Annotated in this window: 16 protein-coding genes and 2 pseudogenes; 6 read left to right on the forward strand and 12 right to left on the reverse strand. The window is 54.0% G+C overall.

Translation table 11 applies throughout. The features are described 5' to 3' along the window. Positions 1-16 precede the first annotated feature (16 nt). Positions 17-1036, reverse strand: coding sequence for a TRAP transporter substrate-binding protein (locus tag BLU89_RS08475; RefSeq protein ID WP_074736029.1), 1020 nt, complete (start codon positions 1034-1036; stop codon positions 17-19). Between the two features lie 200 nt (positions 1037-1236). On the opposite strand from BLU89_RS08475, the gene paaG reads away from it, so the two are divergent. Genes paaG through BLU89_RS08495 form a run of 4 tightly spaced genes read left to right on the forward strand, consistent with a single transcriptional unit; the run spans position 1237 to position 4393 of the window. Beyond that, positions 1237-2022 carry a 2-(1,2-epoxy-1,2-dihydrophenyl)acetyl-CoA isomerase PaaG gene (paaG, locus tag BLU89_RS08480; RefSeq protein ID WP_074736506.1) on the forward strand — a complete coding sequence of 262 codons (786 nt, stop codon included), beginning with the start codon at positions 1237-1239 and terminating at the stop codon, positions 2020-2022. A 1-nt stretch (position 2023) separates the two neighbouring features. Then, a complete protein-coding gene (paaI, locus tag BLU89_RS08485; protein ID WP_074736030.1) occupies positions 2024-2452 on the forward strand; it encodes a hydroxyphenylacetyl-CoA thioesterase PaaI in 429 nt (142 codons plus the stop codon). A gap of 15 nt (positions 2453-2467) precedes the next feature. Then, positions 2468-3775, forward strand: coding sequence for a phenylacetate--CoA ligase PaaK (gene paaK, locus BLU89_RS08490; protein ID WP_074736032.1), 1308 nt, complete (start codon positions 2468-2470; stop codon positions 3773-3775). 21 nt (positions 3776-3796) lie between these two features. After that, positions 3797-4393 carry a TetR/AcrR family transcriptional regulator gene (locus BLU89_RS08495; RefSeq protein WP_074736033.1) on the forward strand — a complete coding sequence of 199 codons (597 nt, stop codon included), beginning with the start codon at positions 3797-3799 and terminating at the stop codon, positions 4391-4393. A gap of 157 nt (positions 4394-4550) precedes the next feature. On the opposite strand, the pseudogene BLU89_RS21680 reads toward BLU89_RS08495, so the two are convergent. The 8 genes and pseudogenes from BLU89_RS21680 to BLU89_RS08520 form a co-directional block, all read right to left on the reverse strand. Continuing rightward, a pseudogene (locus tag BLU89_RS21680) lies at positions 4551-4757 on the reverse strand (IS3 family transposase); the annotation flags it as partial. 309 nt (positions 4758-5066) lie between these two features. Continuing rightward, positions 5067-5471 carry an amidohydrolase family protein gene (locus BLU89_RS08505; protein ID WP_074736035.1) on the reverse strand — a complete coding sequence of 135 codons (405 nt, stop codon included), beginning with the start codon at positions 5469-5471 and terminating at the stop codon, positions 5067-5069. Between the two features lie 81 nt (positions 5472-5552). Beyond that, positions 5553-5864 carry a hypothetical protein gene (locus BLU89_RS08510; protein WP_074736036.1) on the reverse strand — a complete coding sequence of 104 codons (312 nt, stop codon included), beginning with the start codon at positions 5862-5864 and terminating at the stop codon, positions 5553-5555. A gap of 71 nt (positions 5865-5935) precedes the next feature. Then, the gene (locus tag BLU89_RS08515) at positions 5936-6592 is read right to left on the reverse strand and encodes a hypothetical protein (protein ID WP_143030528.1); all 657 of its coding nucleotides are present in this window, start codon (positions 6590-6592) and stop codon (positions 5936-5938) included. 235 nt (positions 6593-6827) lie between these two features. Then, a complete protein-coding gene (locus BLU89_RS21530; protein ID WP_176797672.1) occupies positions 6828-6980 on the reverse strand; it encodes a hypothetical protein in 153 nt (50 codons plus the stop codon). Positions 6981-7037: 57 nt separating this feature from the next. Beyond that, a complete protein-coding gene (locus BLU89_RS21230) occupies positions 7038-7220 on the reverse strand; it encodes a hypothetical protein (RefSeq protein WP_143030529.1) in 183 nt (60 codons plus the stop codon). 1 nt (position 7221) lies between these two features. Continuing rightward, a pseudogene (locus BLU89_RS21940) lies at positions 7222-7365 on the reverse strand (twin-arginine translocation signal domain-containing protein); the annotation flags it as partial. 51 nt (positions 7366-7416) lie between these two features. Continuing rightward, positions 7417-9393 carry a CocE/NonD family hydrolase gene (locus BLU89_RS08520; protein WP_074736040.1) on the reverse strand — a complete coding sequence of 659 codons (1977 nt, stop codon included), beginning with the start codon at positions 9391-9393 and terminating at the stop codon, positions 7417-7419. Positions 9394-9541: 148 nt separating this feature from the next. Here BLU89_RS08520 and BLU89_RS08525 point away from each other — a divergent pair, with 148 nt between their 5' ends. After that, positions 9542-10171, forward strand: a complete 630-nt coding sequence (locus BLU89_RS08525; protein WP_074736042.1) for an IS6 family transposase — start codon at positions 9542-9544, stop codon at positions 10169-10171. 165 nt (positions 10172-10336) lie between these two features. On the opposite strand, the gene BLU89_RS08530 is transcribed toward BLU89_RS08525, so the two are convergent. Further along, a complete protein-coding gene (locus tag BLU89_RS08530; protein WP_074736043.1) occupies positions 10337-12043 on the reverse strand; it encodes a tetratricopeptide repeat protein in 1707 nt (568 codons plus the stop codon). A 303-nt stretch (positions 12044-12346) separates the two neighbouring features. Here BLU89_RS08530 and BLU89_RS08535 point away from each other — a divergent pair, with 303 nt between their 5' ends. Continuing rightward, a complete protein-coding gene (locus BLU89_RS08535; protein ID WP_245709683.1) occupies positions 12347-14401 on the forward strand; it encodes an alkyl/aryl-sulfatase in 2055 nt (684 codons plus the stop codon). Positions 14402-14633: 232 nt separating this feature from the next. On the opposite strand, the gene BLU89_RS08540 is transcribed toward BLU89_RS08535, so the two are convergent. Continuing rightward, positions 14634-15659: an adenylate/guanylate cyclase domain-containing protein gene (locus BLU89_RS08540; protein ID WP_074736045.1), complete on the reverse strand. Its 1026-nt coding sequence runs from the start codon at positions 15657-15659 to the stop codon at positions 14634-14636. After that, a complete protein-coding gene (locus BLU89_RS08545; RefSeq protein WP_074736046.1) occupies positions 15652-15993 on the reverse strand; it encodes an Hpt domain-containing protein in 342 nt (113 codons plus the stop codon). Before BLU89_RS08545 ends, BLU89_RS08540 begins: the two co-directional genes overlap by 8 nt. Positions 15994-15995 lie beyond the last annotated feature (2 nt).

Raw genomic sequence — 15995 nt, forward strand, 5'->3', positions numbered from 1 at the left:
GCCGCCCCGCATTAGATCAGTTCGAGGACATTTCCGATTTGATCATGTCGTAGGCGGCCTGTGCATCGACGCCTGCGGCATCAACCTCGGCAATGACCTTGCCACGAATGTCTTCGGCGATGGCCGAGAATTTCTCTTTATCCGCGTCGCTGGCGGCGTTGATGGCATTGCCTTCGGCAGCTTCAGTGGCTTCGCGGCCAGTAGCGTCGATCTCATCCCAGATTTTACCGATCTCTCGGCTTAGCGGTTCGCCAAACACATTTTCCTCCAGCGCTGCCTGCAGTTCTGGGGGCAGATCGGCAAAGGTGTCTTCGTTCATGATGAACGCAAACGAACCACGATAGAGCCCACCGGGCATTTCATAGACGTTCTGCGCCACTTCAGTCAGCTTGAAACCTTTGCGGGACTCCAGCGGCATGACAACGCCGTCGGCAGCTTTGGACGCCAGCGTTTCATAGACTTTCGGAGCAGGCACCTGAATGCCGGTTGCGCCAAGTGCCGCGCCAACGTCACCGCCTACACCGCCGGGGATACGCACCTTCAGACCCGATACCTCCTCCAGAGAGGTTACGGGTGTACTGGAATGCAGTTGTGCGGGACCATGGGTGTGCAAAGCAATGACCTTTACACCGCGATGTTCGTCAGCCGCTTTGAGGTGCTGGTCGTATGCGCGCCAGTATGCCACCGAGGCGTCCTCGGCCGAGCCTTCATAACCCGGTAGCTCGATCAGTTTGGTGGTGACAAAGCGGCCCGGCTGGTAGCCGTGGAAGATGATCGAGGCATCGGCAGCGCCGTCCATGATCAGGTCCATCTGTGCGGGTGGCGGGGCGATACCCAGCTTCAGTTCCGCAGTGACCTGTCCATCGGTGGCCTTTTCCACCATCTCGACGAATTTGGGCCACATCTTCGCGTTGATGCCATGGGTGGGCGGTGCCCAGCTGGAAATCGTCAGCGTGTAGTCGGCCGCAAAAGCGACGGTGCCGGACACCGCCAGCGTTGCAGAAGCCAATAGCGTGGTGAGCTTGGTGAATTTCATGACCGGATCTCCTCCTCAAAAGCGCAAGTCGTGAACATGTTAACGGTGCGTTTTGTAACTATCAACGACGAGAAAAGCTGAGCAGTTTGCCTGCTAAAGCGCTTATCTGATCGCCGAGTCACAATGAGCTACAGAATTTATTGACCAACCGTTCGGTTTATGCAAGGTATTTATTGTAACTTATGCAAAGCGAACCGGGTATGTCTGATACGATTATTTCACACAATCATGGTCAATGGGTGGAAATCACACTGAACCGTCCGGATCGTTTGAACAGCTTTACCGACGAGATGCACCTTGCCCTGCGGTCTGCGCTTGAGTCGGCGCGCGATGAAGGCGCCCGAGCTGTGCTGTTGACCGGCGCCGGGCGAGGGTTTTGTGCGGGGCAGGATTTGGGTGACCGCAATCCCGCCACGATGGAGGGACCACCCGATCTGGGTCATACGGTCCGCACGTTCTATGCCCCTTTGGTTCGCTTGATACGCTCTCTGAACTTTCCGGTCGTATGCGCCGTAAACGGTGTCGCTGCAGGAGCTGGCGCGAATATTGCACTGGCGTGTGACGTGGTGCTCGCAGCCGAATCCTCTAGGTTCATCCAGTCGTTTTCGAAGGTCGGTCTGATTCCCGATACGGGTGGAAGCTGGCACTTGCCGCGTCTATTGGGCGAAGCACGCGCCAAAGGCCTTGCCCTGACCGGGCAACCCCTGCCCGCGCAACAGGCCGCAGATTGGGGGCTGATCTGGAAAGCCGTCCCCGATGCTGATCTGATGGCCGACGCCCGTGCGCTGACGCAAAAATTTGCCAGCGGGCCAACGCTGGGACTGGGGCTTACCAAACAGACCATTCAGACCGCTGCCGTGAATACCTTGACTGACCATCTGGAGGTTGAAGCGGATGCGATGAAAACCTGCGGGCAAAGCGCAGATTATGCGGAAGGCGTGACCGCATTTCTGGAAAAGCGCGCGCCCGTTTTCCGAGGTGAATGAGATGACACCGAAGGATCGCGCCGAAAAGGCAGCTACCGCAATGTGGGGGCGGGACAATGCCTCGAAATGGGCGGGCATGGAACTGATAGAGGTGAACGAGGGGGCCGCGACGCTTGCCTTGCAGGTCGCCGACCACCATTGCAACGGACATGGCATCTGCCACGGAGGTGTCACCTTCATGCTGGCCGACAGCGCCTTTGCCTTTGCCTGCAACAGCCGCAATCAGTCCACAGTCGCACAGCACAATGTGATCAGTTTCATTGCCCCCGCCCAGCCCGGCGATCTGCTGACGGCGCGCGCGACAGAGCAAAGTCTGACCGGTCGCAGCGGCATATATGATGTCACAATAACCAATCAGACCGGCCAAAAGATTGCCGAGTTTCGTGGGTTTTCCCGCGCGGTCAAAGGCCCGGTTTTTGATGAGACCTGATACGAGGGGGATAGCATGAAGGATCTTACTCCGAACAAGGCGGATCTTGATCCGATCGAAATCGCCTCGATCGATGAAATTCGGGCGCTCCAGCTGGACCGGTTGAAATGGTCACTGCGTCACGCCTATGACAATGTGCCAATGTATCGCCAGCGCTGCGATGAGGCGGGCGTGCACCCGGATGATCTTCGAAACCTCGGTGATCTTGCCCGGTTCCCCTTCACCTACAAAAACGACCTGCGCGACAATTACCCGTTTGGCCTTTTTGCAGTATCGCGCGATCAGATCGTGCGCGTTCATGCCTCGTCAGGAACCACTGGCAAGCCAACTGTTGTTGGCTACACGCAAGGCGATATTGACACCTGGGCCGATCTGGTGGCCCGATCCTTGCGCGCCAGCGGGTTGCGGCGCGGAGACATGGTGCACAATGCCTATGGCTATGGCCTCTTTACCGGTGGGCTGGGCGCGCATTACGGGATCGAGCGTCTGGGGGCGACGGTTGTACCGATGAGCGGCGGACAGACGGCAAAGCAGGTCGATCTGATTACCGACTTCAAACCCGACGGGATCATGGTTACGCCATCATATATGCTCAATATTCTCGAGCAGTATAATAAGGTTGGTCTCGATCCGCGCGAATGCTCCCTTTCTGTTGGTGTTTTTGGGGCCGAACCCTGGACGGATTCGATGCGAGCCGAAGTCGAACAAGCCTTCGATATGCACGCGGTCGATATTTACGGCCTGTCCGAAATCATGGGGCCCGGTGTGGCCAACGAATGCGTCGAAACCAAAGACGGCCCGGTCATCTGGGAGGATCATTTCTACCCCGAAATCATCGACCCCGTAACAGGAGAGGTTTTGCCTGATGGTGAGATGGGAGAGCTCGTCTTTACCACGCTGACCAAAGAAGGTCTGCCGATGATCCGATATCGCACCCGTGATCTGACTCGCCTGTTGCCGGGTACTGCGCGTTCGATGCGGCGGATGGAGAAGATCACCGGCCGGTCGGATGACATGATCATTTTGCGGGGCGTGAATGTCTTTCCCAGCCAGATCGAAGAACAGGTTCTGGCCACTGGCGGCCTTGCGCCCTACTACCAGATCGAACTGTATCGCTCGGGTCGTATGGATGCGATGCGGATTCACGTTGAAGCAACGCCAGACGCGGCAGATGAGCTTAGCAAAACCGCTGCCGTGCGGATGTTGTCGCGCCGGATAAAAGAGGTTGTTGGCATCTCGACCGAGATCAATATAGGCGACCCCGGAGAAGTCGAACGCAGTCAGGGCAAGGCCCGCCGAGTGATCGACAATCGAAACGCGTAAGGCAGAACGGAGAGCAAGGGTTTGGCCCGTACAATAGCAAAAGACCATGACCACAAGCGCGCCCGCATCCTGAAATCGGCAGCGCGTGTGTTTGCACGGGAAGGATTCGATCGGGCCTCGATGTCGCAATTGGCGCGCGAATGCGGAATATCAAAAGCCAATATCTACCACTACTACGACAGCAAGGATGCCATTCTGTTCGACATGCTCGACAGCTATCTGCGGCATTTGCGCGATCAAATCTGCGGCTTGAACCTGCAGGACCTCAGCCCCGCCGAGCGTCTGCATCAGGTCGTGCACGAAATTCTGATGGCCTATCAGGGCGTCGATGACGAACACCGGGTACAGACCAGTGGCATGTCCGCACTGCCTGAAGAACAGCAGAAACTGCTGCGCGGTTATCAGCGAGACTTGGTGGTGTTCCTTAGCGAGATCATTGCAGATGTCGCCCCCGAGACGTTCCGCGAGGACGCGACCAAGCTGCGTGCGACAACGATGTCTGTCTTTGGGATGCTGAATTGGTTCTACATGTGGAACGCCGATGCCGACGCCGAAGCACGTGGCAATTATGCTGCCCTTGTCAGCGATCTGACACTGTCCGGCGTTGCCGGGCTCTAAGCCCCCCTGCCTCACTTATGTTGCGCTTCTGAAACCAACTATTGGGCAGCCCCATTTGGACGGTCCATAACTAATTTTGGAAATGGTCTGGCCTATGCATTGCAGCTCTGCGCGAAAATGAACAAGGCGAAGCTGGGCGCATCCTTGAGGACGGACAGTCCAGCGTACGTATGTTTGGGAGATGCGAGCCCTTCACCAGTCGGATGATCTCAAGCTTCTTGGAACAGGAAATCTCATTCCTTGTCATCCCCATCCGCGACCATTCTTTATTAAGCAAACGCAATTCCAGGGCCTGTTGGGCAATAACTTCCTTTAGATCACGGGCATCCCGTTTCAGATCCATCACTTCGTTGGAAGTTGCCGCGTGTTGGCGTAGGAAGTGGTCCCCGAAAACATGGGGCATTCGCATTCACCACGTGGCAGATCAGCAAAAAACAGGCGCATTCGGTGTCTGATCTGCAATTCACCCCAGATTTTTCCAAAAGGAGGCCGGGATCAATCAAATAGGTTTGGGCTCTGGATGAAGGAAATGAGGCGAAGATGGTAAGGTTCTGTCATTCGCTCGTTTTTTTTGAACTGCCACAACGGATTTAAGTAGTAAGCTGATAAGCCCTCTTCGCCGTTTCGCTATACAGGTTTTTCTTTGTTCCGAAGGCAAGTCAGCGAACAGATCCTAATATGCCATCCAAACCGCATTGTAGGAGGATGTCAGCTTCTCGACTGTGAAATTACTGCCCAGCATGCATCGTTCAGAACCAAACGCTCCCAGCACCTGATCGACCAATGGCCTGATGCTGCTGGTACTCCAATGTGATCCCGCTTGGGACAAGCCCGATATCTTCATGAACGTATTGGGAAGTGCGGCGAGCGCCTGGATCCCATCCAGCCACACCTCCTGCACGTGGCCGTCACCTAAGACCGGTGATCCCAAATGGTCGACGATGACAGGTATATCAGGATGTTTAGAAAGGAACTTCGCAAATGGGCTGAGTTGAGTGTGCCTGCACGTCAGATCAAACGAAACATTGACGTCAGCCAACGCACCAAAACCACGGCGCCAAGCAGAGCTTGCCAGCATATCCTCTTCGAGGATATCCGGGCGCGAGGGAAATTCTTCCCACCAGAACTCTTGTCGGACACCCTTGCATATTGCGTGTCGCTAATGCCGTTCAAGAGTGAGTGCTATGATTGTGTCAGCAAGATTTGCATAGGCTACAAACCCCGAGGTCCGATTGCCATTCGGATGCTCATCAACCATGTTCTGAATCCATGCGGTCTCATCAACAGGATCATTCGTATGATTTACTTCAGCTTGAACAGCTATGAATGCGGTTTCAGCGTGCGAATACTCGGATATCGCGTCACCCAACTGATAGGTATCAGGCAGTTCGGTAAATGAACCGCTCTGACGCCAAGGGTAGTCAAAACGCATGTTGTCCCATAGGTGAATGTGTGTGTCGATCCGCGGCATATTCGTGCCTCCGCATACGGTGCTTAGGAACATAACATCGCCATATCCGCTTGATGGGCAAACGCCTTCTTTTACGTGCGTTTGAGTTTTTGCATCGACCAGCGGACGACGCCACCCACCCAGATGAAGCCAAACACGCCGCCGAGATATATGTTCATCGTCCCACCGGGTGCAATAAATCCAGATTGCCCAAAAACCGTAATTGTTTCAATCGCCTGTTCGATTCCAAAAGCCAGACTAAGCCATGCCAGCCAGTGTGGAACTATTCTATGTTCGCCAAAGCCCAACACAGCAATCGCGCCGGCCATGGCGGTCGTAGATGCGTTCACAATCGGCCCCCAAAACGCCGCAATGGCGAATATCATCTGTGCTGTTCCTTCGGATAAACCGCTCGGGTCATAGGCCAACCCGGCCCAAATCCACGCCTGCACCTGAGCCGTCAGTGCAAATCCAAGGACACCTGCAAAGAACACATAACGATGGGGCGCAGGAAGAAGGACTGAGACCTGACCCGCAAAAATCATCAGGCCGAGAGACACGAAGGTCGAAGCCCACGCATATGTTCGCGCATTGGACCCATTCTCCGAGAACCACGCAGCGATTTCTGCCCCAGTGGATTCGATGTTTGGAACGGTGCTACCAAGCGCGACGAAGCTGAATACGTAAAAGGCACCCGTCAAAAGAATGTTGATAAGTAAGAAATTTCCGGCAGAAATGCGCATCCGCAAGGCCTTTGTCCTGTTTATTTCAAATTGTAATCTACTGTCATCCATGTTTTCGAAAAACTGTGGGAATACTATGAAAACGCTTTATGTGACTTATCATTCAATAACCACGGCCAGTGTGAACGTTCCTGGTTTCGCGGAATAGCCGTCTGGCGAGCGTATGCAGTAACAAGCTTGGGTTGGAAAGCTCCGACTTTATGGAGCTTTCACTGACACGGGTGTCTCCTTGCTTCATCATTCAGTAGTCGGTGAACGTGTATTCATCCAATTCATACAAGTTCAATCCAAAGTCTTCGGTCTCGAAATTATCTGCAAAGCTGCCGCGGATATCGTAGATGCACGTGGTCAGCCCATCCGCAATGATAATGTCAGTTTCATTTCCCGGCGCCAATGCGACCTGGTTGTTACCATCGTTGTTGGTAATCGCATCACCGGATGTGGCCGAAACCTATGCGCCGCTATTGAGGGTGATCACCGTCAAACCGCCAGCATTGGTTTCCGTGGCGATACCGGCTCCGGTGCCACCTTTCACCGCACCCGATACAGAAACCGATGTTAGACCGCTATCAGCGTTTCGGGCATAGATACCGTCGATCCCTCCACTTACAGTTCCTGTGGTAGTGATACTCAAATCAGCGCATTGGGCATATTGTCAGTGGATAAGCGGGCACCCTCAAAACACCATCATCTACCGCAAACGCGCGGTTCGCCCGCCCCATCGGAAGCGCTGTAACGGCCCCCAGCGCGGTTGCGCCTTTCAGAAACCTCCGCCGACCAACATTGGCCTATGTCCATTGAATCTTCTTGTTATCCTCCCTTGGATTTAATCAGAGAAGCCCACGCGGAACAGTTTCGGACCATTCCTTTGTCAGAACTTCAATTTCATCTGCGCCTTCAGTGGCGCGCAGTTTGCGGTAAAGGTAGAAATTCTGAGCGTCGCAGGTCATGCGGCACTCGGTTGATATGGCGACATGCCAATCCTCCCGCTCAAAGGTGAAATTCCATTCGGTCTTGTAATTTGCAGTGGCCGGATCATCAGGGTGAATGCCATAGTGCATTCGCACGTCGCTGCCGACAATCAGATCATGGTAGGGGTCACGGGTTTTGCCGTAATCATCAAATGTCTCCAGAACCACCTGACCATCATCGGTCACGCAGCGTTCTGATTGTGCTGAAGGTGGGCGCAATTGCTCAACTGCGAGAACTGGATACGCCTGCGCCGGACCGGGTTCGGAGGCTTGAATTTCGTGCGTGACTTCGCGCACTGGCAAACACAGGGCGCAGTTTTGCAAGCACAATGTCACTTCGGCAGAATTCGGTCCCGGCCAAACGATCGGCCAGTAAGACGTCGACAAAGCCAGCCGCAACACATGGCCCTCGCGCAAATGGTGCGCACATTCATTCAGGGCAATCTCGGCCTCGTAAATCTCACCGGGTTGTAGCGCTTCGGGTGTCTCGTGGCTTCGGTAATGGCACAGATTCAGCGACCGATAGCTGATGCGTTGCGAAACGCCGTCGGGCGAAACATCACACAAGCGCGCGACAAGCTGGGCAACAGGCCGATCCACCGAAAACTGAAACTTCAGTTTTGCGCGACCCAGCAGCTCCAGCGGAGCCTGTAACGGCGCGCTGTCAAAACAAACCGACAAGGCATCATCGCTTGCCTGATCCCCCGCGAGCTCGTTGTCGATCCGCATACCGGCACAGAAATACCCACTTTCCGCGCCAACATTGCAAGGTGACGCGACTGTGACCGTGCCACCAGCCGGTTCCTGCGAAAACCCACCAGGAGCCAGATTCCAGACCTGTTCAATGACATTAGGTGACGGCCAGTTGGTTTCAGCAATCCAACGACCATGCCGAGGACTGTTCTTAGGCGTCGGATTAAAGTGTTCTTGCAGATACGTCCGGTACGCAGGTAAATCTTCGACGCCATTCTCTTGACCTTTTAGCCAGCGGTCAAACCACCCAATGACCTCAGAATGAAAATCTCCTGGACCAAGTTTCGAGATATGAGGATAGCGATGCTCCCACGGCCCGATGATGGCTTTTGTCGGCACCGTCAGGTTTGCCGCCAAAGTAGAGGGCGCATTAACATAAGCATCTGCCCAGCCAGTAATAGCTAACACTGGGGTTTGGATTGCCGACCAGTCCTCGCAAACAGAGCCATGCTTCCAATATGAGTCACGGGTCTGGTGACGCAACCAATCCACAGACGAGAATGGGACGGTTTGCAGTCGCGCTAGCCAATCCTCTCGCCAATCTACACGAAGATCCGGATCAGCGGGGCGAGTCAGATATGCAAACATCTGACCGCCCCAATTCACGTTGTCACTCAGCAGGCACCCGCCCATGAAATGGATGTCGTCTGCATAGCGATCCACGGTCGAGGCGACGCTGACAACAGCCTTCAACGCCGGTGGCTGCCGAAAGGACAGTTGCAAGCCGTTAAACCCGCCCCACGATATTCCGATCATGCCAACGTTGCCGTCGCACCAATCCTGCGCGGCGATCCAGGCTAAGACTTCCTCGCCATCACGCAGTTCCTGCTCGGAATACTCGTCGTCGAATTGCCCCTCGCTGTCCCCGGTGCCAGCTATGTCGACCCGGATGCAGGCATAGCCCGCTGCAGCAAATACCGTGTGCGTTGTTTCATCACGCGATGCAGTACCGTCTCGTTTGCGATATGGCAGGTATTCCAGAATGGCCGGGGCCGGGCTCGTGTCAGGTAACCAGAGGCGCGCAGCAAGCCGTCGCCCGTCGGCAAGAGTGATCCATGTGTTTTCGATGGTTTCGATTGGCATCTGAGGCTCCTCTGTTGCGAGCTGATGCTAAAGAAGAAATCGATTTGCAGATAAAACAAATTGGGCTCTGTTGCAAACTTTTGGCTGCTGACGCGCTTGGGTTTAGCGCGTGGATGGCTTTCGGTCCCAACTAGTCGAAAGCCCGTTCATGATCTCTTTCAAAGGCGCGCAATATCCCAAGGATTTGATCCTCTTTGCTGTTTTCTCCTATGTCCGCTACGGCGTGTCGTACCGTGATCTTGAAGAAATCATGTCCGATCTTAGCGTTACGGTAGATCACACGACGCTGAACCGTTGGGTTACAAAATACGCCAGTGCAATCCCCGACGTAGCGCGCATGCATAAGGAACCAAGTGACCGCTCCTGGCGGATCGATGATACTTACAACAAGGTGAAAGGTGCGTGGGTCTATCTCTACGGAGCGGTCGACAAACACGGCAAGATTTTGGATTTCATGCATTCAGGAGGTCGGAACAAACCTGCCGCTACGAAATTCTTCGCTCGAATGTTGGAAAGCAATGGTCTTCCACGAAAGATCGTCATCAACAAGAGCGGTGCGAACACAGCCGGCATCAAAGCCATCAACAAGATGCTGAAAGGCTTTGGCGGCCCAATTCCAATCGAGATGGTCAGGCGGAAGTATCTGAATGTCATTGTGGAACAGGACCATCGCTTCATCAAGCGACGCACTCGACCGATCCTAGGGTTCAAGACCTTCGCTTCAGCGGCGACAACGCTGACCGGAATCGAAGTGGCGCACATGATCCACAAAGACTAAATCACGCCCGGAATCTGTCCGTTTCGTCAATTTGCAGAACTGGCGGCATAAGCCGCGGGTTCGGTATTAGCTCTTCGTTCAGTCAGAAATTTCGCAACAGATCCCATCCACGCTCACACTAAATCAACCATGAGCAACACCGTTCAAAGCCCAGACCGCAAGCATTCATTTGTCGATCTCGAGACCCGCCTTGTGAAGACTGCCTAGCAGCTTTTGCTCGAACTGATCACCCAGTTGCCAGATTGACAGAATGCTGTTTGCCTCGGATGCAAAGGCGGGTCGTTGCAATAACAACTCATTCAGCGAGGACTGGGCCTCTTGCTGGCGTTCCAAACTCGCATTCAGAACCGCGCTCCAAAGGTGTGTCCAAAGGAAGTTTGGCATGTCAATCTGGTCCAAAACCGTGAGTGCCTGTTGGTAATTCCCTTGATCGAATTCATAAAAGATACGCGGGAAATGGTACCAATGCGGATGTACGGGGTTCAAGGCGATGGCCCGATCCACAATGGCCAGACCTTCGTCCCAATCACCGCTGAAGGCAAGCCTCATACCATAATGTGCCAGAACAGAGCTGTCATTTGGGTTCAGGCCAACTGCAATCTGACCGGCCCTGCGAAACCCATCAAAATCTCCACGCACAAAGCGCATATTGGCCAACATCAAATGTCCGGCCGCCAGGTTCGGATCTATCTCAACGGCACGCCGCGCCGCATCAGAGGCGGCGGCGATCACCTCTTGGCGGTCGCCACCAAGACCAAATCGGATTTGTTGAAGATAAAGATTGGATAACACGGCCCATGCTTCGGCGTAGTCTGGGCTTTGTTCCAGAGATCGTTGAATGCAGTCCATGATTGCCGGATGACGGCCATGGTCGATTGTGATCTGGTAACTGTAATAGCTAAGCACGCAATCATATGCATCGCGATTACTCGGTGGCGTTCTGGTCGCGGTTTTCATCGCATCCTGAGTCAGAACACCGTATTTTCCGGCCAATCTTCCGATTACATCACGGATTATATTATCTTGAGCGGAGTAGATTTCGCTAGGGGCGCGGCCGGTGGAATAGTCATTCACCCAAACATATCGCTGGCTCTTGAGGTCGATGAGGCGGGCTGACAGCACAATGGTATCGCCCTTGTCGAGAACACTTCCTTCAAGCGCAAAATCCGCATTGAATTCTGTCCTGAGGCCCTGCAGATCAGAGCCCCCTTGGGACGATCTCTGGCCACTGCCCAATGGCAACACCCAAATGTCACGGAATCGCGCCAACTCGCTTGTCAATTGCTGTGTCAGCCCATCGGCAAAGTATCCCGGCCCCTCACCTAATGTGTCAAACGGAAGGACAGCCACGACAGGGCCTTGCGGTAATGCTCCTTCAGAGACTGAGGGGCTTGATGCCCACCAGCCAACAAACGCAAACCAGACCAACGCGCATAGTGCCAATAGCCCGGCAACACCAAGACCGATCGCGGGAATTCGTCGGGGGTTGCGGATTTCCAGTGGCGCGACCTCGGGTAAAAGACCCGGTTGTTCAGGCGGTGCAACACGTTCGAACCTTGGGGCGTAGCCTCCCTTGGGAATGGTCAGACGCAGCGGATCTTGCCGGCCCGGTCCGGCATAGTAGCCATCTATGTCCTGTCTCAGGCGTCGTGCCTCAAGCCGGACAATCGGGTCGATTTGCTGATCAAATGTCTCATCCCTGTCAAAAACAGACATAGCGATAGAAACACCTTTGATCTGATCAGCGCGACCCGCCAGATACTCTTCGACGATGTAGGATAGAAAGGCGCGGCGTTGCGGTGTCGCTGCAAAATCGGGATGGGCCAATATACAATGCAACTGCGCCCGAATGTCATTTTCCGATATGTCCACCCAAAGAACCTCATTCCCGTAAAAATCTAAAGAAAACAAACAATCAACACGCGACTCCGGGTGTAATACAGGGGATCAACGGCAGGTAGCAACATGTTCGCACTTCTCTGCGGTATTTCTTTCGCTAACACGGGCAAGCACTTTGCCATGCAGGCAAGCGCCGGAGCGACAGGGAAACGGCCTTTGTATTCGAAAAGATGCCGTTCTACGTGAACGACCAGATTTTCCCTCGTGATTTGGTTTTGTAGCCGCTTCCTTGCCGCTTTCGATTATTGAATTCTCTTCGACAGGAGCTGTCTGATCATGGCACGCCGACAAAAACTACTATTCACCACCGCACTATTGATGTTGACCGGGGGTGTAGGGGCCGCGCAGGAACATTTTGACCCCAAGGGTAAGATGCCATCGGAATTCACTGTCGAGTTTCAGAAGCAGATGCGTGACTCTCTGCCGTTCGAAGATCAGCGTGACTTTGAAGAAAGCCGCAAAGGTCTGATTGCAGTTCCTGACTATCGTCAGATCAAAACCGAAGACGGAACGGTCGCGTGGGATATCGGCAGCTATGACTTCCTGCTCGAAGACGGTCAGGCCTTTGACTCGATCCATCCATCGCTGCAACGCCAGGCTATTCTGAATATGAACTACGGCCTTTACGAGATCCTGGAAGGCAAGATCTATCAGGTGCGTGGCTTTGATCTGTCGAATATCTCGTTCATCCGGGGTGACACCGGTTGGATCATATTTGACCCTCTGGCGTCAAAAGAGACCGCCGCCGCCGCGTTGAAGCTGCTGAACGACACGGTCGGAGAACTGCCTGTCAAAGCGGTCATTTATTCCCATTCCCACGCCGATCACTATGGCGGTGTCCGCGGTGTCATCACTGATGAAGATGTTGCCAATGGCGTCGAGGTCATCGCGCCCGAAGGCTTTATGGAACATGCCGTTTCAGAAAACGTCTACGCCGGAAACGTGATGAACCGCCGCCTGTTCTTCCAATACGGTGTTCTGCTACCGCGCGACCCGCATGGTCACGTGGATCAGTCGATCGGCAAGAATATCTCTGCCGGTACTACCGGTCTGATCGAACCGACCCGCTATGTCTCGGACGACTACGAAGAGATTACTATCGACGGCGTGCGCATGATCTTCCAGAATACGCCCGGAACCGAAGCCCCGGCTGAAATGAACACCTATTTCCCCGATCTCAATGCCTTTTGGGCGGCGGAAAACATCACCGGCACGATCCACAACATCTATACGCTGCGTGGTGCGCTGGTGCGCGATGCGCTCAGCTGGTCAAAGCATATCAACGACGCGCTTTATGAATTCGGGCAAGATGCCGATTTGATGTTCGCCTCGCATTCCTGGCCTCGCTTTGGCAATGACCGCATTCAAGAAGTTATGCGCGCGCAACGTGACACTTATGCCAACCTCAACAACGGCGTGTTGAACCTGGCCAACAAGGGTGTGACCATCAACGAGGTCCACAATGTCTATGAGGTGCCGGAAAGCCTGCAGCAGCAATGGGCCGCGCGCAGCTACCATGGCTCGGTCGAGCATAACAGCCGTGCGGTTATCAACCGGTATCTGGGATATTGGGATGCCAACCCGACCACTTTGACGCCCTTGTCCCCAAAGGACAGCGCGCCGCTGTTTGTCGAGATGATGGGTGGTGCAGAACCGATCCTGGCCAAAGGACAGGCGTTGTTTGACGCAGGTCAATACCTGCATGCTACTGAAATTCTGAATAAACTGGTCTATGCCGAACCGCACAACCAGCAAGCCAAGGATTTGTTGGCTGATGCGTTCGAACAGATCGGCTACCAGAAAGAAAGCCCCTCGGTCCGCAACTCGTTCCTGGGTGCCGCTTATGAGCTGCGCAATGGCATCCCGCAAGGCGCCACTATCGAAACCACGGGTCCCGACACAATTCGGGCAATGGAAACGTCGATGTGGCTGGATTTTATCGCCATTCGCGTCAATAGCGCAAAAGCGGCGGGTATGGAGTTTGTCATCAACCTGTCCATTCCGGACCGGGATGAGAACATCGTGGTCGAGATGAGCAATGCCACGTTGACCCATATCATCGACCAGACAGCCCCGAATGCGGATCTGTCAATCAGTTTGAACCGCGCCGATCTGGAGAAGGTCATGACAGGTGAGCGCAAGCTTACCGAATTGCTGGCGGACGGGACGGCACAGTCCAAAGGCAACACGGATGTTGTGGCCCAACTGGCATCCACATTGGACCAGTTCGATATTGGGTTTGAACTGATGCCTGGCACCGGGGCCAAGGATCTTACGCCCCAGACAAATGACTTTGCCCAGCCTCCGTTGGCGAATTCAAACGGAGGCTAGTCTCCGCGCCCGTCTGGGCGAACTATCCCAGATCGACCCCAGTTTTGGCCACAAGAGAAATTCGGACCCGAATTCGAAGTTGATCTGGGATAGTTTTCCCTCGAAACGGTCGCTCATGATTTGACTGGCAGGTGGCCAAAAGGTGTAGGAAGCAATTTGCACATACTTTGGCAAAATGTCCTGCGCAGCAAGTCAGCGGAACTTTTAGAACTTTACCCCTGGACCAGTCCAGTCACAAAGCGTGAATGTCTCGTGGTTCAGCAAAGCCTTTGATCTGGGTGCGTTTATAAGTTCGTGCCACCTCGACCTCCTCCAGCAGATCAAATGTCGATTGATCGATAAGAAACTGGCTTCCAGTAATTTTCGTTTCTGCTTCTAACCTAGCGGCTAAGTTTACGGTGGAACCGATGCAAGTATATGTCGCCCGGTTGTCTGTTCCCGCATAACCTGCAACGACCTCACCAGTGGCAATGCCAACACCAATCCGCAAATCGTCTAATCCTTCGCCGGCTCGTTCAGTATTTAAAGTCTCTATCATGTCAAACATTTCCCGCCCCGCCTGAACAGCACTTTGGGAAGAGTTTTCAAGAGGTTGAGGAACTCCGAACAGAGCCATCAGCCCATCACCCAACATCAGACTTACGATCCCGTCATTGCTGGTGACCGCCTCAAACATCAGCGTGTAAAAAGTGTTGAGCAGCTCAATCGTAGCCTCGGGATCGAGCTGTTCAGACAGACCGGTAAACCCCCGTAAGTCGCAAAACAAAACGGATGCATGGGCGCGTTTGCCCCCGATGGCAAAGCCTGAGTTCTGCAGGTCCTGCGCCACCTCGCTGGTTGCGAAACGCTCAAGCAGGCGCTTTTGTTCGTCGCGCAGTCTTTTCTTTTCCAGGCAACTGGCCAGCCGGGCTTTTAGCAGGGTTTTGTTGACGGGTTTGGGCAGGTAGTCATCGGCGCCCAGTTCGATACAGCGAACGATGTTGTCAAGCCCCTCAACAGAGGATGTCACAATGACAGGGATGTCTCGAAATTCCGGATTGGATTTTAGAACTTCGAGAACCTCAAACCCGTCCATTTCCGGCATCTCAATATCAAGCAGCAAAAGGTCAACGTCTTGCGTGGCTAACAAATTCACCGCGACGCGGCCATTTTCAGCAAGCAAAGCCCGATACCCCAACATTTCGACGCTGCGAGACAGAAGCAGGCGATTGACCTTGTTGTCGTCGACAATCAGAAGATTTCCAGACAACTCAACCATTTATCAAGTCCTGCAAAGTGGATCTAGCCATGTCCAATGCAGTCTGCAAGGTATTCACGCCCGTCAGGTCGCCGTCTTCTGGCATGTCCCCTAGTTCGATTTTGCGTGCCAACTCAGCCAATGAACACGCACCAAAAGTTGCAGCGTTGGATTTCAATGAATGGGCTGCGCGGCGATACCCATCGGCATCTCCGCCCGCAAGTGCCGTAGTTAAGTCGGCCATCATTCCCGGGGCTTCATCCAAGAAAGTACTGACAAGTTCGACTGCAAATTTGTCACCGGTTGCGTCTTTGAGTTCGTTGTAAACATCTAAATCTATGGGGCCGTTGGTCATGG

Origin of the sequence: Ruegeria halocynthiae, from assembly GCF_900106805.1 — a bacterium.
Taxonomy (GTDB): domain Bacteria; phylum Pseudomonadota; class Alphaproteobacteria; order Rhodobacterales; family Rhodobacteraceae; genus Ruegeria; species Ruegeria halocynthiae.